This window comes from Citrobacter sp. MGH106 (genome assembly GCF_001037495.1).
In the GTDB taxonomy this organism is placed as follows: Bacteria; Pseudomonadota; Gammaproteobacteria; order Enterobacterales; family Enterobacteriaceae; genus Citrobacter; species Citrobacter murliniae.
Genome location: NZ_KQ089822.1, coordinates 1,642,914 through 1,659,204 on the forward strand (window position 1 = coordinate 1,642,914; position 16,291 = coordinate 1,659,204).

General features: G+C 48.2%; 17 protein-coding genes, 3 tRNA genes and 2 pseudogenes. 13 read left to right on the forward strand and 9 right to left on the reverse strand.

Annotated features, from left to right (window positions below; genetic code table 11):
• Positions 1-52: 52 nt before the first annotated feature.
• From SK36_RS07760 to SK36_RS25215, 3 genes and pseudogenes are all read right to left on the reverse strand, one after another.
• Positions 53-277 (reverse strand): DUF2594 family protein, encoded by a 225-nt coding sequence (locus SK36_RS07760; protein ID WP_045444275.1) that lies wholly within the window; start codon positions 275-277, stop codon positions 53-55.
• Positions 274-384, reverse strand: a pseudogene (locus SK36_RS24985) (hypothetical protein); the annotation flags it as partial. The pseudogene SK36_RS24985 and the gene SK36_RS07760, both read right to left, overlap by 4 nt.
• Positions 360-440: pseudogene (locus SK36_RS25215) on the reverse strand (hypothetical protein); the annotation flags it as partial. The pseudogenes SK36_RS24985 and SK36_RS25215, both read right to left, overlap by 25 nt.
• Before the next feature lie 296 nt (positions 441-736).
• On the opposite strand from SK36_RS25215, the gene uvrY reads away from it, so the two are divergent.
• The 6 genes from uvrY (at position 737) to SK36_RS07790 (ending at position 4,277) form a co-directional block, all read left to right on the forward strand.
• Positions 737-1,393, forward strand: coding sequence for a UvrY/SirA/GacA family response regulator transcription factor (uvrY, locus tag SK36_RS07765; RefSeq protein WP_003834023.1), 657 nt, complete (start codon positions 737-739; stop codon positions 1,391-1,393).
• Complete coding sequence (uvrC, locus tag SK36_RS07770) at positions 1,390-3,222, forward strand: excinuclease ABC subunit UvrC (RefSeq protein ID WP_045444271.1); 1,833 nt, start codon at positions 1,390-1,392, stop codon at positions 3,220-3,222. The genes uvrY and uvrC overlap by 4 nt, the downstream gene beginning before the upstream one ends.
• Before the next feature lie 55 nt (positions 3,223-3,277).
• A complete protein-coding gene (pgsA, locus tag SK36_RS07775; RefSeq protein WP_003030490.1) occupies positions 3,278-3,826 on the forward strand; it encodes a CDP-diacylglycerol--glycerol-3-phosphate 3-phosphatidyltransferase in 549 nt (182 codons plus the stop codon).
• 151 nt (positions 3,827-3,977) lie between these two features.
• Positions 3,978-4,053, forward strand: a tRNA-Gly gene (locus SK36_RS07780).
• A 51-nt stretch (positions 4,054-4,104) separates the two neighbouring features.
• Positions 4,105-4,178: transfer RNA gene (locus tag SK36_RS07785), tRNA-Cys, on the forward strand.
• A 12-nt stretch (positions 4,179-4,190) separates the two neighbouring features.
• A tRNA-Leu gene (locus SK36_RS07790) sits at positions 4,191-4,277 on the forward strand.
• Positions 4,278-4,601: 324 nt separating this feature from the next.
• On the opposite strand, the gene SK36_RS07795 is transcribed toward SK36_RS07790, so the two are convergent.
• The 3 genes from SK36_RS07795 to SK36_RS07800 form a co-directional block, all read right to left on the reverse strand.
• Positions 4,602-7,226, reverse strand: a complete 2,625-nt coding sequence (locus SK36_RS07795; protein ID WP_082138869.1) for an inverse autotransporter beta domain-containing protein — start codon at positions 7,224-7,226, stop codon at positions 4,602-4,604.
• A 667-nt stretch (positions 7,227-7,893) separates the two neighbouring features.
• On the reverse strand, positions 7,894-8,271 hold the full coding sequence (locus SK36_RS24635) for a hypothetical protein (RefSeq protein WP_136345467.1): 378 nt from the start codon (positions 8,269-8,271) through the stop codon (positions 7,894-7,896).
• A gap of 281 nt (positions 8,272-8,552) precedes the next feature.
• Positions 8,553-8,897, reverse strand: a complete 345-nt coding sequence (locus SK36_RS07800) for a hypothetical protein (RefSeq protein WP_048221235.1) — start codon at positions 8,895-8,897, stop codon at positions 8,553-8,555.
• Positions 8,898-9,350: 453 nt separating this feature from the next.
• On the opposite strand from SK36_RS07800, the gene SK36_RS07810 reads away from it, so the two are divergent.
• The 6 genes from SK36_RS07810 to SK36_RS07835 all read left to right on the forward strand — a co-directional run bounded on the left by SK36_RS07810 (position 9,351) and on the right by SK36_RS07835 (position 13,163).
• Positions 9,351-9,800, forward strand: a complete 450-nt coding sequence (locus SK36_RS07810; protein ID WP_231593075.1) for a LolA-like protein — start codon at positions 9,351-9,353, stop codon at positions 9,798-9,800.
• Positions 9,801-9,813: 13 nt separating this feature from the next.
• Positions 9,814-10,284, forward strand: a complete 471-nt coding sequence (locus SK36_RS07815; protein WP_048221238.1) for an SRPBCC family protein — start codon at positions 9,814-9,816, stop codon at positions 10,282-10,284.
• Between the two features lie 253 nt (positions 10,285-10,537).
• The gene (locus SK36_RS07820) at positions 10,538-11,680 is read left to right on the forward strand and encodes a transglutaminase-like domain-containing protein (RefSeq protein WP_048221240.1); all 1,143 of its coding nucleotides are present in this window, start codon (positions 10,538-10,540) and stop codon (positions 11,678-11,680) included.
• Entirely contained in the window at positions 11,658-12,014 is a 357-nt protein-coding gene (locus SK36_RS07825) for a mercuric transporter MerT family protein (RefSeq protein ID WP_048221242.1), read from the forward strand. Before SK36_RS07820 ends, SK36_RS07825 begins: the two co-directional genes overlap by 23 nt.
• Positions 12,011-12,292: a heavy-metal-associated domain-containing protein gene (locus SK36_RS07830; protein WP_048221243.1), complete on the forward strand. Its 282-nt coding sequence runs from the start codon at positions 12,011-12,013 to the stop codon at positions 12,290-12,292. Before SK36_RS07825 ends, SK36_RS07830 begins: the two co-directional genes overlap by 4 nt.
• A gap of 205 nt (positions 12,293-12,497) precedes the next feature.
• Entirely contained in the window at positions 12,498-13,163 is a 666-nt protein-coding gene (locus tag SK36_RS07835) for a YecA/YgfB family protein (protein ID WP_045444248.1), read from the forward strand.
• Positions 13,164-13,227: 64 nt separating this feature from the next.
• Here the strand turns inward: SK36_RS07835 and tyrP are convergent, their stop codons facing one another.
• Positions 13,228-14,439, reverse strand: a complete 1,212-nt coding sequence (gene tyrP, locus SK36_RS07840; protein ID WP_045444245.1) for a tyrosine transporter TyrP — start codon at positions 14,437-14,439, stop codon at positions 13,228-13,230.
• Between the two features lie 233 nt (positions 14,440-14,672).
• On the opposite strand from tyrP, the gene SK36_RS07845 reads away from it, so the two are divergent.
• Positions 14,673-14,912 (forward strand): YecH family metal-binding protein, encoded by a 240-nt coding sequence (locus tag SK36_RS07845; protein WP_045444242.1) that lies wholly within the window; start codon positions 14,673-14,675, stop codon positions 14,910-14,912.
• 45 nt (positions 14,913-14,957) lie between these two features.
• Here SK36_RS07845 and ftnA read toward each other — a convergent pair whose 3' ends face one another.
• Positions 14,958-15,455: a non-heme ferritin gene (ftnA, locus tag SK36_RS07850; protein ID WP_045444240.1), complete on the reverse strand. Its 498-nt coding sequence runs from the start codon at positions 15,453-15,455 to the stop codon at positions 14,958-14,960.
• A gap of 380 nt (positions 15,456-15,835) precedes the next feature.
• On the reverse strand, positions 15,836-16,171 hold the full coding sequence (gene yecR, locus SK36_RS07855) for a YecR family lipoprotein (protein WP_045444238.1): 336 nt from the start codon (positions 16,169-16,171) through the stop codon (positions 15,836-15,838).
• Between the last annotated feature and the right edge of the window lie 120 nt (positions 16,172-16,291).

A 16,291-nucleotide genomic window follows, 5' to 3' on the forward strand; every position in this document is an offset into this window, starting at 1 on the left:
GAGTATCAGGCGCAAAAACCGGCTGAGAGCAATGCTGTCAGCCGGTTTCTTATTACTGACGGTAGGCCTGTTTAATTTGCTTAACAGTGCTGGAGAATACCTCAGCCTGTGTTTCGTCCTCAATCAGCGCGATCTGTTTTTCCATTTTAAGAATCACGCGTCCTGCATCGGCTTGTCCCATTGCCTGCAGCATCAGCGTTAACATGGCTTTCAGGCAGGTGACTTCATTAGCCAGTTCTTGATTATTCTCGGCAGTGGAAAAATCAGGCGTACTCATTTATTTTCCTCGTTATGTTTCAATGAAAAAGTGCGATGGCAAATCTTAAGGCGCCGGAGTATACCATAAGCTTTGCTAAAAATATCAGAGGTTGTTTTTTGCGCAAACGCCCACTGGCGATATTAAAATAAACAATATGTTGCAGTGCATATATTTTCTCCATTCTTTGTATATTGCGAGTATTCGACTCGTTAATTATTGTTACAAGCTTGCTTTGCTATTTATCATTCAGCGTAAGAATATGAATTTTTTGTCACTATTCTGAAACAGCCAGACCGATATAACTGTCTCTGAAGGTTGTCCGCTGTGGAAGTTTCCACTCTTCGTACAATCTAATTTCCAAAAACGAGAGCAAAATCGAAAGTCGGGTGTTTTTTACATTTCAAAGTTGAGATAAAACCCGTTAACATAGGACCGATTAACTATCGGTAGCGTTATCCCTATTCTGGAGATATTCCTTTGATCAACGTTTTTCTTGTTGATGACCACGAACTGGTGCGCGCAGGGATACGACGCATTCTTGAAGATATAAAAGGCATAAAAGTTGTCGGCGAAGCGTGCTGCGGCGAGGATGCGGTGAAATGGTGCCGTTCAAACTCCGTCGACGTTGTGCTGATGGACATGAATATGCCCGGTATTGGCGGTCTTGAAGCAACCCGCAAAATTGCACGTTCAACAGCTGACATCAAAGTGATTATGCTGACAGTCCATACCGAAAACCCGTTGCCGGCAAAAGTCATGCAGGCTGGTGCCGCGGGGTATCTCAGCAAGGGGGCCGCGCCTCAGGAAGTTGTTAGTGCGATTCGTTCGGTTTTTTCCGGGCAGCGCTATATTGCCTCCGATATCGCTCAACAGATGGCACTTAGCCAGATTGAGCCTGAGAAAACGGAGACACCGTTTGCCAGTTTGTCTGAACGCGAGTTGCAGATTATGCTGATGATCACTAAAGGCCAGAAGGTCAATGAGATCTCAGAGCAGCTGAATCTCAGTCCTAAAACGGTGAACAGTTACCGCTATCGAATGTTCAGTAAATTAAACATTCACGGCGATGTAGAACTGACTCACCTGGCAATTCGCCATGGCCTGTGTAATGCGGAGACATTAACAAGCCAGTGACCGATCAGTTTGATGCAAAAGCGTTTCTGAAAACCGTGACCAGTCAGCCCGGTGTTTATCGTATGTACGATAGCGCCGGGACGGTTATCTATGTCGGTAAAGCGAAAGACCTGAAAAAGCGGCTTTCCAGCTATTTCCGCAGCAATCTCGCTTCACGTAAAACTGAAGCGCTGGTCGCGCAAATCCAGCAGATTGATGTTACGGTGACGCATACCGAGACCGAAGCATTATTGCTCGAACACAACTACATCAAGTTGTATCAGCCACGCTACAACGTGCTGCTGCGTGACGATAAATCCTATCCTTTTATTTTCCTTAGTGGTGACACTCATCCACGCCTGGCGATGCATCGTGGGGCCAAGCATGCAAAAGGTGAGTACTTTGGACCGTTCCCAAACGGTTATGCGGTACGTGAAACGCTGGCGCTATTGCAGAAAATATTCCCTATTCGCCAGTGTGAAAACAGTGTCTACCGCAACCGTTCGAGACCTTGCCTGCAATACCAGATTGGCCGCTGTCTTGGGCCGTGTGTGGCAGGTCTGGTGAGTGAAGAAGAGTATGCGCAGCAGGTTGATTACGTCCGGCTGTTCTTATCCGGCAAAGACGATCAGGTCCTGACGCAATTGATCGCCCGGATGGAAAAAGCCAGCCAGAATCTGGAGTTTGAGGAAGCTGCTCGTATTCGTGACCAAATTCAGGCCGTACGCCGTGTGACCGAGAAACAGTTCGTTTCGAATACCGGTGATGATCTGGACGTCATCGGCGTAGCATTTGACGCCGGGATGGCTTGTGTACACGTTCTGTTTATTCGCCAGGGTAAGGTACTGGGCAGTCGCAGCTATTTCCCTAAAGTTCCGGGCGGAACAGAGTTGGGCGAAGTTGTTGAAACTTTTGTTGGGCAGTTCTATTTACAGGGCAGCCAGATGCGCACCTTACCCGGTGAGATCCTGCTCGACTTTAATCTTAGCGATAAGATGCTGTTGGCGGACTCCTTATCTGAGCTGGCCGGGCGACGAATTAATGTCCAGACGAAACCGCGAGGAGATCGCGCGCGTTATCTGAAGCTGGCTCGTACCAATGCGGCAACGGCGCTAACCACAAAGCTTTCTCAGCAGTCCACCATTACTCAGCGTCTGACGGCTCTTGCATCGGTGCTGAAGTTACCTGCGGTGAAACGCATGGAGTGTTTTGACATTAGCCACACGATGGGCGAGCAGACGGTGGCCTCCTGCGTGGTTTTTGATGCTAACGGACCGCTGCGTGCGGAATATCGTCGCTATAACATCACCGGTATCACGCCGGGCGATGATTATGCGGCGATGAACCAGGTGCTGCGTCGACGCTACGGCAAGGCAATTGAAGAAAGTAAAATCCCGGATGTCATTCTGATCGACGGCGGCAAAGGTCAACTGGGGCAGGCGAAAGCCGTTTTTGCTGAGCTGGATGTACCCTGGGATAAACAACATCCGCTGTTGCTCGGGGTGGCGAAGGGTGCCGATCGCAAAGCCGGTCTGGAAACGCTGTTTTTTGAACCGGAAGGAGAGGGGTTCAGTCTGCCGCCTGACTCGCCAGCACTACACGTTATTCAGCATATTCGCGATGAGTCTCACGATCATGCCATCAGCGGACACCGTAAAAAACGCGCGAAGGTGAAAAGCACCAGTACGCTTGAAACTATTGAGGGCGTCGGACCTAAACGTCGACAGATGCTGTTAAAGTATATGGGCGGGTTGCAAGGGCTTCGTAACGCAAGTGTCGAAGAAATTGCAAAAGTGCCGGGTATTTCGCAAGGTCTGGCAGAAAAGATCTTCTACTCGTTGAAACATTAGGCCCTCTGTAGCAACATAGGGGTAATTTCACTGACAACAGATAGTTATCCGTCATATGCAATTTAATATCCCTACATTGCTCACGCTGTTTCGCGTCATTCTGATCCCTTTCTTTGTATTGGCATTTTACCTGCCATTCACCTGGGCTCCGTTTGTTTGCGCACTTATCTTCTGTATCGCGGCGGTTACCGACTGGTTTGACGGTTTTCTGGCGCGCCGCTGGAACCAAAGCACGCGTTTTGGTGCTTTCCTGGATCCGGTCGCGGATAAAGTGCTGGTGGCTATCGCGATGGTGCTGGTGACGGAGCACTATCACAGCTGGTGGGTGACATTACCCGCCGCCACGATGATAGCGCGTGAGATTATCATTTCTGCGCTGCGCGAATGGATGGCCGAACTCGGCAAGCGTAGCAGCGTGGCCGTTTCCTGGATCGGTAAAGTTAAAACCACGTCGCAGATGGCGGCACTGGCCTGGTTACTGTGGCGTCCAAACATCTGGGTTGAGTACGCCGGGATCGCACTTTTCTTTGTTGCCGCGATCCTGACATTATGGTCAATGTTCCAGTATTTGAGCGCCGCACGCGGAGATTTGCTTGATCAGTGATCGTTTCGCCGCAAATTTCAGCAAACGATCGTCAGTGGTGAAAAATATCGTTGACTCAGTGCGTCAGGTAAGTAGAATGCAACGCATCGAACGGCAGCACTGATTGCCAGACGATAGCAAAATCAAGTGATTAACAAAGTTACTTGATGATGCGGGAATAGCTCAGTTGGTAGAGCACGACCTTGCCAAGGTCGGGGTCGCGAGTTCGAGTCTCGTTTCCCGCTCCAAATTTTAAACATCGGCATTTGCGGATGTTGGCTGAAAAGCCTGAAGATTTCGGCGCGTTAGCAAAGCGGTTATGTAGCGGATTGCAAATCCGTCTAGTCCGGTTCGACTCCGGAACGCGCCTCCAATTTCTTCCCGAGCCCGGATGGTGGAATCGGTAGACACAAGGGATTTAAAATCCCTCGGCGTTCGCGCTGTGTGGGTTCAAGTCCCACTCCGGGTACCATGGGAAAGAACAGAATAATCAAAGCAATAAGCAGTGTCGTGAAACCACCTACGGGTGGTTTTTTTGTACCTGAAATTTGATTTCCTAACATCTTTCCTAAGATGACTTTGTTACATGTGGGATTGTTGTTTTAATTTTGCACGCCCAGAAATGCAGACAACCGAGCTACTGTTTAATTTTAACTGCGCAAATCTGAACATAACGAGAACCCCGCCTGCGCGGGGTTTTGGCTTTCCAGTGATACGGCAGGGGGGCGCTACGGTGCATTGCGCCAGTACCCCTGCCATAGCGCCAAATTGTAGGGGCGGTTTGTTTTACTGATTATCAGCAACCTGTATCACCGGGGGCGCAGGTGTCGATAATGCTTTTCAGCGTATCGCTGCTCTTTGTTACCGTACCTTTTGTGATATCAGCTCTGACATTTAGCTGTGCCTTGGGTTGCCCATCACCTCCTTCCACTTTCATCAGGTTTTCCGACGGGATAGTCAACGTAATATTCTGGCCTACCTCTGAACTGGATACGATATGAATGGGTGAGGTATATGGGAGTGTTTTTCTAAATTCATCCCCTGAAATAACTGAGCTTACTGTTATTTGATCACCTGCTGTCATGTTGTTGTAGGCAGCCACCACAACATCAACTCCATCCAAAGCCAGGTTAACACTCACAATCAACGGATTACCGGCTTCAGGTATTGATATGGCTATTGGCCCAAAGTCTGTTGGTGTAAAGGTTGTTTGCACTGAGGTGCTGTTACTACCGTTCACCGTTGCTGTCACGGTGAATTGTTCTGCTGTCAGATCAGTCAACGAGAGTGTCGCGACACCCTGGGCATTCGTAGATGTTGCGGTCGCTGAAGCATATTGTGCATTCGCAGAAGATTTACTCCATTGTACGGATGCCCCTTCTACAGGATTGCCTGCTCGGGTTACCGTGATTTGCGCGACGTTTTGTGTGCTACCGTCAGCTGGCGAATTATCTGGGCTCATTGTAATCGTCAGAATGGACGGCACCTCTGCAAATGTCGCAGTAGTATTGCCTGTTTTATCTCCAGCGCTTGCGGCCACATGAATATCCTGAGCCACCGTATCAGTGAGGTTTAACGTGGCAATTCCACTGGAATTGGTTATAACCGTCAGTGGCGAAACCGGTTTTGCGCTACCGACGCCAAGACTCCATGTCACACTGACGCCAACCATTGGCTGGCCGTTAGACTCTGTTACCACAGCCTGAGCTACGTTTGCAGTGTTGCCGTCAGCCGGGGCATTATTGTTGTTCATACTGACAGTAACATTTGAAATAGCCTGGTTAATAAAGGCTGAGTTAACCGACTCTGTTTTTCCTCCTGCCGTAGCGCTTAATTTTACAGGGCCGACGGTTTTACTGGTGAAATTTATGGTTGCCTCACCGTCGCTGTCAGTAGCGCTTTCGCTACTGACGATAGTGGCTCCACTGTCTACCTGCCATGCAACTGCAACGCCGGAAAGAACTTTACCACTGGCATCTTTCAATACTACCTGGCCAATATTTTGATCATTACCGTCAGCCTGGCTGTTATTTTTAGTCAGGTTGAGATTTAGTGATGCCACTGACAGCGAAAATGAACTTGGCATTGTGCGGGTCAATGTTCCAGATGAAGCTGAGACGATAACCTGTTCGGCAGTTGTACTGGTCAGATTGACTGAAGCATTACCATTGGCGTCGGTCATCGATGTGGTCGTACTAAGTTTTGCACTACCAGTGACGGCCCAGGTAATAGATGCATTTGATGCAGCTTTATTATCAGATGTAATAGCGTGAAGCGTCACTGTATTTGTAGCAATACCGTCTGCTGGGCTGTTGTCTTTAACGCTCGTTAGAGTCATGTCTGTGAGAACTGCTGTGTCATCTTTTTTCTTATACTGCAGGATGATTTCATTGTTACGTTCTACAAGGTCATAGCGGCTGCCAGCGAGACTGCGGCGCAGGGCAACCTGGTCTGAGGACATCTGCGACTGCCAGGACTGACCTAAAGTGTAATGGAAGTTCAGACTGAAGCGGGTTTCATCCATAGAATCCTGACCGTGCTTATAATCAATACCAGCAGTAACCAGCGGAACTGGCGTGTAGTTCAGACCGACGGTTATAGCGGAAGGGTTGCTCTGCAGGTGGTCTTTGTCGAATAGGGCAACATCATTTCCATAATATTGTTCATACATGGCCCGGGCACCCAGCAGTGGATATGTAGGGAGATAGCCTTCGGCACGGATATCATAGCCGTCAGCCGGTTTTTCATTATAGTCCTCGAAGTCACGTGAACTATGCCATTCAGTTGTACCGATATAGGTGTTGGCGGAAAGCTTCAGATAATCTGTCCAGGCTTCTGCACCAATACCGACGCGGCGGTTTTTGCCTGTGAAATCGTCATCAAAAAAGACATTTCCGCCAAACATCCATTTGTCGGTGTAGAAAGTTCGTACACCCATGCCGATATTGCCGGTCGTGCGCCCGTCGGGAGCTCGCAGACCAAGCTGGGTAAACAGCACTGCGTTTTTATTGTCATACAGAGGGGCAAGGAAATCGATGGCGCTTTCGTCCCAGTTGCCGCTGTCGTCAATGTTGAGCTGAACGCGCGCGGTACCGAACTGGCTGAGCCACTGCTGAGTCGTTGAAGAGGTATAACCGGAGGCGGCTGATTTGGCACTGTTGACTACGCCGTTTTTTCCGCTGGAAGAGAGCGAACTGGCGACGGTGTTTAATGTTCCGGCATAAGGCAGCGTAGAGTCGGTTGATGTCGTGCTATGCACAGTCGAAAATGGAGAAGACGTAGCCGAAGAAAGAGATAAGCTGTCCGCCAGAACACTGTGGGGCATGATTGGAACCAGGGGAAATAATACTTGTACAAAAATTTGTAACCATGCAAAGAAGCAAAAGTGTCTGCTTCTTTCAGTACCCGAGATTTTATGCATTATCATTTCTTCTTTAATTAGTTGAACCTGATGAGCTCAGTTCAATGTAGTTCTTGTGTATTAAATGTTGCTTCCGTATGTTCACCATATTGAAAACAAGAACGCTCCCATTGCTCATAGTCAGAGTTTGAAGGGGCTGAATCATTTTCTTTTATTTGTTGTTTCAGTATGATAAACGGAAGATCACATTTCTTGAAATTTCAAAACTCCCAAACCACAGCGCAACTCAGTCTTGTCGAGTTGATAAGAAAGTTGCATGTATTTCGGTTTTTTTTACCTGTGCTGTTTCTGCTTATAGTTTTTCAATCCATTTTTGTAGTAATTCCATATGAGGCAGGATTAAGGGTGATTTTTTTATGATTACATTTGTTAAAATGATACATGCACGTAAATAATCATCCTCGTGAATGGTTTGATTGAAAGTGATGTGGTTACTGAGGCCTGTCGCTATATACAAGACGTATATACAGATTTCAGGTTCAGTATAAATTTGTATGAGTTCGTACAAATTATATAAGATCTAATTGAAATTTGTTAATCCCATAACTAACTGTCATTAGGTTTTGTCCGCTCGCTAAGTACACTCAAAACAACCTTTTTATATCAGGAGGTTATCCCAGGATTTGCTCATTGCTTTCACCATTGGTTTTTTTATGCGACTACGCACTTACCAAATGGCATATATAAAATCGTGTAAACCGAACGGCAGATACTGAGCAATAAAACAGGCCGATCGCCAGGCTGAACGGGCACAAACGGTTCTGGCGGCATTGACAGTGACGCCCGTAGCAGCGCATATTGCCGCTCCGGCATTAAGCTTAGATTGTTTTTCTATGGTTTTATGTAAACCCGATGAACTGTATGTTCCCGCAGATTTCTTCACCGGCTTTTCCTTGCCTCTGGCAAAGTTATAAAGAATCAATAATAACGCAGATAAGAGCCCCAAAATTAATGATGGCGCTGGTGGAAAATTAACAGCAGCAATAGAGCCAGCTATTGAAAAATATTCTCTGTTTACAAAACAGCAATACATGATAAGTGTCAATATCACTGATTATTAATTATAAAGATACTCCCGGCAGGGGGGGGAGATCCATGTGGGAGACGAGTCGCGGGGAACGACTCGTTTTCAGACCGTAAAAATTCGCCTAACGAATGTTAAGCCCGCTGGAGGTAACTATTTAAAAATCCTCCCAATCATAACTCGCTTCGGCGGTTTTTTTGTGCGTGTTTTCGCGAACTGTTCATTATCATGCAGCACATGACCCGTTAATACAAAACCACCAGCAATCCCTCCTCGCTAGTGACTCGCCATGTATATCGCACTTAGCGGCGAACAGGTGCGTTCAACATAAAACGTCCCCGGGCAGGATTATTCATAAATCCATCCCGTGCAGGGTTATAGTTGTGGTCCTGAAAACCGTTAATCATCACGGGATCGCCAATACCATCCTGGATAGCAAATGGTCTGTGGATCCTGTTTCTGGCTCTGAGAGTGAAACCGAAATTCTCCGTTCCACCAATAATAATGACGCTGTGTCCGGTTGCTAAAGCGGCACTTAACTCTCGCTCCAGTTCAGCCTGGTCTTGCAAAGTGCTGGCAGTGAGATGGGAGGAGGCCATCAACAGGATGGCGAGGGCAGCGCAGGAAAGCGCCCATGGCAGTTTCATGATTAGTACTCATAAAAAGTATGGCTATTAAAGTATGGCTTTTGGTTGCGACGATACCCGGTGCAGGACGAACAATTTAGCTGTTATGTCCTTGTTCATGATGACGGTACAGGAAGGTCAAAGGGGGGCATTAAGCACTATAATTGAACAGGTAACAGGCGATCACCCCTGTTTGCTCACCATGCAGATGCAGGAGGTTACATCAGAGACTTACTTTCTCCGACGGTAATGTTTGCTGCATTACTTGTCCTTAGCTGCATTATGTATCCGGTGGACAAAAGTTTGGCCGTTGCATCACTGCTGTCACAACGTTCCACAACTACAGACCACATCGTTATCGCCCGGCAGCATTTTGATAAGCTCCAGTCTTATCAGGTTCTTATTCGTTCCTCTTCCGTCCAGGCCGAAAGTAAAATCATTCGATATAGCTATAAAAAGCCAGGCTTTATAAGGATGGATTTTACTCAGCCGCATCCTGGGGCCGTTCTTACCTATAACCCGGTAAGTAATAACGTGAAGCTTTGGCCGTTTGGGTTGGGAACTTTGCCAGTATTAAACCTCTCCCCAACAAATTCTTTAATAAAAGACGAGCGTGGCCATCGGGTCGATCAGTCTGACATTGGCGCATTGTTGGACAATATTCGTCACCTGCAGCGAGAGGGGAAAACGGCGATAATCGGGGAGGAGAACGTATCGGGGCGTTCGACCACGCACGTCTGCGTGACGGGGCCGGGGACGATGGTCGTTGATGGTGTTCACCGGTATGACGTTTGGTTCGATAACTACCATCGACTACCCGTGAAAGTGCTCAGTTACGATGCTGGTGGAAAGTGGCTGGAAACCGTACTTATGGATGCCATGATCATCAATATTCGTTTTCCCGTGGATTTTTTCACACCTTAAGGGCGCGGAGTTTATGGCCGAATATCAGTTTTCCACCGTCTGGCGGGTTGAAGCTTCGATCCAGGATGTATGGGATGTTTTCTCTCACCCGGATCAGTGGCCTGAATGGTGGGGAAGCCTGGAGCGAATTATTGAAATAAAGAAAGGGGATATACAGGGCATTGGCGCGTTGCACCGCTATACCTGGAAAGGGGCGCTGCCTTATCGTCTAACCTTTGATATTAACGTACTGAATATACTGCCTTGTTGTCTGCTGGAAGGGGAGGCGAGTGGTGAAGTTGAAGGGCGAGGAATATGGTCTTTTTCCGACAACGGCAAGGAAACTATCGTCAGGTATGACTGGCATGTACGGACCACTATTCGCTGGATGAACTACCTTGCTCCACTGGCAGCGCCCGTCTTTCGCTGGAATCACGATACTGTAATGCGTGAGGGAGCAAAAGGGTTAGCCCGTAAACTAGGAACCAACGTGTACATATTTTGATGTGGCCGGTTTTTAAGGATATGGAGCCTACCTGTTATTATGCGTTTTTCGTCTTTTTTAATGCTGCGCCTGTACTCTTGTGGTTGAAAATGGCTTAATTGTTTCTCTTTTCATTCACAGTTAACAGGTCTGTTATTGATGAATAAACTCCATCGACTCGCCTTTTTACGTCAGCGTCTGTCTGCTGTGATGATCGTGTACGGTCTCTGCCCGTTTAGCCGTCGCTCAACTCATACAACATGGACAGACAGCAATGCAACGTCGACAATTTCTTAAAAATAGTGTTCTCCTTTCTGCGGCCGGTTTAGTCGGTCCTTCCGTCGTTAGCCAGACGGTACAAGCCGCAGAGCCATTAGTTGCGCCTGTAGTACGTCGGCGCTTTGCCTTATCGCAAACCTATAAATTGAATCCGCCACAAGGCTCAAGCGGTGTGGTGAAACTGTGGATCCCGTTGCCGGTAGATACAGCATTTCAGCAGATGACAGACCTTGTTTTTAGCGGCAACTATAAGCAGGCATATGTCACTACCAATAATGCTTATGGCGCGAAAACGTTGTTTGCCAGTTGGCCCAATTCACAAGGAGAGTTGTTAATTAAGGTTGATATTGACATTGAAACCGCCGATTGGGAGCCGCTGAAGCAGGATGCGCTAAAAACCTGGCATGCGCCGGAGCAGATCGTTTATCCGTTGGATGTGAAACCCTATTTATTGCCGACTGCGCATACTCCCGTTGACGGGCTTGTGCAGGAAACAGCGCGTAAAATCACCGGCAACGAGCAGGACCCATTGAAAAAAGCACGCCTGATCTATGAGTGGGTCAGTAGCCATATGGAGCGTGATAATGACGTTATCGGCTGCGGAACGGGTGATGTGGCGGAGATTCTGAAGAGTGGCAAACTCAAAGGGAAATGCACCGATATGAGTTCCGTTTTCGTCGCTCTGGCACGTGCCAGCGGCATTCCGGCGCGTGAATTATTCGGGATTCGTCTGGGGAAAGCCAATAAGCTTGAACGCTACTCGAAAAGCGCCTTTGGTAAAGCCGACGGTGCCGGGGTAGCTGATGTGAGTGGAGGTCAGCACTGTCGCGCAGAGTTTTATCTGGCTGGCTACGGCTGGTTGCCTTGCGACCCGGCGGACGTGACGAAAATGCGTCTGGCCGAGAAAAAAACGCATCAGGATGCTGATGTGCAGGCCGTTAACACCTACCTGTTCGGTAACTGGGAAATGAACTGGGTAGGGTTCAACTACGGACGTGATTTTGAACTGTATCCGGGCACAGAACAGGGGGCGATGAACAATTTTGGTTACCCCTATGCGGAAGTAGACGGGGATCCGATCAACTTCTATGACCCTAAAGCGTTCTCCTACAACTATGTCGCAACAGAACAACGCTAAAGGCGCTGGCCTCACTCTGCTGACGGCCGCTGTGGCTGCCGTCACCGCAGGATTATGCTGCGTGGGGCCACTGTTATATTTGCTGTTTGGCATTTCGGCGGCAAGTTTTACGGTATTCGCTCGTTTCGAGTTTTTGCGTCTCCCCTTGATTCTGCTGACGCTTGGGCTGCTGTTGCGCCTCTTTTGGCGGCTCTATTTTTCCAAAAGGTTGTGGTGTACCGGCTGGCTGACCCTGAAACAGATGCGTATTCTCTACTGGTGTGCGCTGATAGTGATTTTACCGGTGTTATTTTATCCAACGCTGGTTGCCTGGTTTTATGAGGTATTTGAATGAAAATAGTCACTCTGATCGCTTGCTTATTGCTGCCGTTGTGGGCTCAGGCAGCTCATCAAAAAGTGGTGCTGGATATACAAAATATGACCTGCTCGCTGTGTGTCATTTCTGTTAATCAGGCGCTACGTGAAACTGACGGCGTGATCAAGGCTAAATCGTCGCTGAAGACGCGCCAGACTGAAGTGATCGTGCCTGAAGATTTCTCTACTGATACGCTACTCAAGGCGGTAGCAAAAACAGGATATACGGCCACGCTCAACCATATTGAACAACAATAAACCACCTGCGGGTGGTTTTCTGGTTATCAGAAGATGATGCCAGGTTTTTTGTGACCTCTTTTGTGCGTTAACTACCGGAATTACCCTCGTTTCCTGTTAACCTGAACAGGCGGTGTCAGTGAACCGCTCATGCCCATTTGTATCTGTTATCCCACCAGCCATGTAAGATAATCACAGGCAAGAATTTTTACTAAGGAAAAGCGTTATGAAAACGGGACCACTAAACGAAAGCGAACTGGAATGGCTGGATGATGTACTGACTAAGTACAATACGGACAAGGCAATTCTGGATGTGTCAGAGCTGGATGGCTTATTGACGGCGGTGCTCAGTTCACCTTATGAAATTGAGCCGGAGCAGTGGCTGGTCGCTATATGGGGAGGCGCGCAGTATGTCCCTCGCTGGTCCTCCGAGAAAGAAATGACGCGTTTCATGAACCTGACGTTTCAGCATATGGCTGATACAGCCGATCGCCTTGACGAATTTCCTGAGCAGTTTGAACCGCTGTTTGGCCTGCGCGAAATTGAAGAGCATGAGCTGACTATTGTTGAAGAGTGGTGCTTTGGCTATATGCGAGGTGTCGCGCTGTCTGACTGGTCTTCATTACCGGATTCGTTAAAGCCGGCGCTTGAAGCAATTGCGTTGCACGGTACGGAAGAGAACTTCGAGGTCGTTGAGAAACTGACTCCTGAAGCATTTGACGAGAGCGTGGATGCGATCCGCCTGGCGGCTCTGGATCTGCATGCCTACTGGATGGCGCATCCACAGGAAGCGCCGGTGAAGGTTCCGTTAAAAACGGATGCCAAAATTGGGCGTAACGATCCGTGCCCATGTGGTAGTGGTAAAAAGTATAAGCAGTGCTGTCTGCATTAAGAAAAAGGGGCGTTTAGCCCCTTCGTCTTACTAACAACTTTAATGCGACTCTAAAGCTATTGTTTTAACCGACTTCAGGTAGCAGTCCTGCTGCGATAGAAAATTGCACGCCTATCACGATGATCCCGCAAATGAAAACCAGCGCCAGTGCTGGTGTACCACCCGCTACGCGCCAGGTTGTCTGTGGATTGTGTTTTCTGCTTTGCCAGACCAGCATTGACGGGATGAGCAGAGCCAGCACCGCCAAGGCAACGCCTGCATAGCCTAATGCCATCACAAAACCACGCGGATAGAAGAGAGCGAACGCCAGCGGCGGCAGGAACGTCACCACACCGGTTTGTATTCTGCCTGTTACGGTATTACGGCGCTGGAAGAGATCGGCCAGATAGTCGAATAATCCCAGTGCAACGCCAAGGAAGGATGTTGCCAGCGCGAGGTCGGCAAACAGATGCACCGCCAGCTCTACGTGTGGCGAGGCAACTACTTCACGTAACGCCTGTAACAAACCGTTTAAGCCAGCATGGTTGGCGAGCAGCCCCATAAACGTCGATGAATTGATACTGCCGAGTGTAGCGAGTTGCCAGAAAATATAGGCGACCAGTGGAATAGCGCTACCCGTGATAAACACCCAGCGCAGTTTACGGATATTACCGTTCATATAGCTGACGATGCTGGGAACGCTGCCATGAAAACCGAACGAGGTGAAAATCACCGGAATTGCGGAGAGTGCGAGGCCTTGTTGTAGCGGCAGAGTGAGAAGATTCACTTTATGGATATGCGGCATCAGCAGGGCGAGCATGACGACAAGGAAGATAATCTTGGCGCTGAATAACAGGCGATTGAACAGATCGACCAGTGACGTCCCGACACATACCACACCCCCGGCAACAAAGGTGAACAGCAGTACACCCGCCGTAGGGGATATGCTGGCACCGGTCCAGTCGCTGATGCTTGACGCCAGTAATTCACCTGCGCCACTGATGTATGCAGCCGTTAGCGCGTACATTAAAAACATCATGCTAAAGCCTGTCACCCACTGCCCGTAGCGACCAAGATAGCGTTTAGCCAGCGTGCCAAGTCCGGTGTCCGCTGGTACATGCTGATACACTTCAAGCAGCAACAGCGCGGTGTAACACATGAGTGCCCATAGCCCAACCAACAACGCCAGCGTGACGCTAAACCCCACGCCCGCCGCAGCCAACGGCATCGCCAACATACCGGCGCCAATCGTGGTTCCCGCCACGATAAAAATACTACCCAGAGTTCTATTCTTCACGCTTTCCTCTGTCCCAGAGATAATCAACGGTTATATCTGCGGCGCAGGTTAAGGCATAACGATATTTTCGTCAAATCACCGTTACAATCTGTGTACAGATTAATTTACGAATATTTGGCGGTGAAGATGTATTACAGATGATATTTTTTGTGTCCTGCCAGCATAAACCTGCGTTAGCGCAAAGCAGTGCAATATGGTTCACATTAGGCTACGGGGTTTATTAAGGAGGGAGTATGGATTCTATTCACGGTCACGAAGTGCTCAACATGATGATTGAGTCTGGCGAGCAGTATTCAAATGCCAGTCTTGAAGCGGCGATTACGGCCCGTTTTGGTGAGCAGGCGCGTTTTCATACCTGTTCTGCTGAAGGCATGACGGCGGCTGAGCTGGTGGCGTTTTTGGCGGCGAAGGGGAAATTCATTGCCAGCGATGACGGTTTTTCTACTCATGAAAGCAAGATCTGCCGCCATTAAGATCCTCGAATTACGGTGGCGGTCAGCCACCGTAATCCAACAGAATTAATTCTGTGTATCAAGCGTAGCCAGTTCTTTATCGATGAAATAAAGACCTTCACCGCTTTTTCCTGCCAGTGATAACTTATCAATAACAGATTTAAATAATTTCTCTTCTTCATGCTGCTCGGCAACATACCACTGCAGGAAATTAAATGTTGGATAATCCTGGTGAGTCATTGCCGCATGAGCCAGCTCATTAATTTTTTGCGTGATCAACTGCTCATGTTCATAGGTGACACGGAACAGTTCATCCAGAGAAGCATATTCAGCAAACGGTGACGGCACAGTATTAATGCACGGCAAGCTGCCGGTATCTGTCAGGTAATCGAACAGACGCTGCATGTGCGTCATCTCTTCCTGGGCGTGGCGACGCAGAAACGCAGCGGCACCTTCGAAGCTGTGGTAGCTGCACCACGCGCTCATCTGTTGATAGAGCAGAGATGAATAAAGTTCAAGATTCATTTGCTCATTCAGTTTGTCGATCATTTCTGTTTTCAGCATGGTTCTGCTCCACGAACATTAATTATATATTTACGTGGCGCCACTATAATTTGTTATTTAATTATTTGCAAAAGGTAAAATAATAAATTTATTTATTAAAAATGAGAATGGGAATAAAACGCATTAATACTATTAAAAGAGCGATATATTCTAAATAATTTGAGTTGCAGGACAAAATGCAGCAGGTATTTTGAACAGCGCTTGCGCAGGTCCCAAAGGGGCGAGGCCGTAGGCCGAGTCACCCGGCAAGGGAGGAAATCCCCAGGAGCATAAATAACTATGTGACTGGGGTTTCTGAGTGTAGTCAACGCATCTGCAGTTTGAAGTATGACGGGTATATAAGTAATAAAAGACCAGCAAAACAATGCAGGTCAGAAAGGTTAATAGCCGAAAGGTTGTGTCTGCGACACGGCCACACCATGACACTGCCAGGCAAGCGTAATCCTGGTATTCATACACAGGGAACCTGCGTAAACGCTACAAGTTGCCACTGGCTGACCAAATGCTACAGCGCTGGCGTATCCCATCCGCTGACACTCTTTTGTTGCCGTACTCTGGGCAATATAGTTGTCTGTGCGCGCTGTTTGTAGCATTGCCTGGTTGTAAGTAAGACGAACCACGCCAGTGATGGGGCTGGCTTCGCTGACCTGCGCCTGTTTTGTGATAGTGCATCCCGTTAGCACGAGCGGCAAGAGTGCAAGAATAAGAGGCTTCATGATATCGCTCTGAAAATTCGGTGATACGTTATCCTGACTGATACAGCGACGAGTCAATGGGTTGAATAACGTGAAGATCACCTGCGATTAATCACAACGACGCTTTTGTTGTAAGGAATT

Bases quoted from the DNA above. Each gene is read 5' to 3' on its own strand.
- SK36_RS07810 (WP_231593075.1), top strand. From the start codon at position 9,351: ATGGATTTTACTCAGCCGCATCCTGGGGCCGTTCTTACCTATAACCCG.
- SK36_RS07815 (WP_048221238.1), top strand. From the start codon at position 9,814: ATGGCCGAATATCAGTTTTCCACCGTCTGGCGGGTTGAAGCTTCGATC.
- SK36_RS07760 (WP_045444275.1), bottom strand. From the start codon at position 277: ATGAGTACGCCTGATTTTTCCACTGCCGAGAATAATCAAGAACTGGCT.
- SK36_RS07830 (WP_048221243.1), top strand. From the start codon at position 12,011: ATGAAAATAGTCACTCTGATCGCTTGCTTATTGCTGCCGTTGTGGGCT.
- yecR (WP_045444238.1), bottom strand. From the start codon at position 16,171: ATGAAGCCTCTTATTCTTGCACTCTTGCCGCTCGTGCTAACGGGATGC.
- SK36_RS07820 (WP_048221240.1), top strand. From the start codon at position 10,538: ATGCAACGTCGACAATTTCTTAAAAATAGTGTTCTCCTTTCTGCGGCC.
- SK36_RS07845 (WP_045444242.1), top strand. From the start codon at position 14,673: ATGGATTCTATTCACGGTCACGAAGTGCTCAACATGATGATTGAGTCT.
- pgsA (WP_003030490.1), top strand. From the start codon at position 3,278: ATGCAATTTAATATCCCTACATTGCTCACGCTGTTTCGCGTCATTCTG.
- SK36_RS07795 (WP_082138869.1), bottom strand. From the start codon at position 7,226: ATGCATAAAATCTCGGGTACTGAAAGAAGCAGACACTTTTGCTTCTTT.
- SK36_RS07835 (WP_045444248.1), top strand. From the start codon at position 12,498: ATGAAAACGGGACCACTAAACGAAAGCGAACTGGAATGGCTGGATGAT.
- SK36_RS07800 (WP_048221235.1), bottom strand. From the start codon at position 8,897: ATGAAACTGCCATGGGCGCTTTCCTGCGCTGCCCTCGCCATCCTGTTG.
- ftnA (WP_045444240.1), bottom strand. From the start codon at position 15,455: ATGCTGAAAACAGAAATGATCGACAAACTGAATGAGCAAATGAATCTT.
- SK36_RS07825 (WP_048221242.1), top strand. From the start codon at position 11,658: ATGTCGCAACAGAACAACGCTAAAGGCGCTGGCCTCACTCTGCTGACG.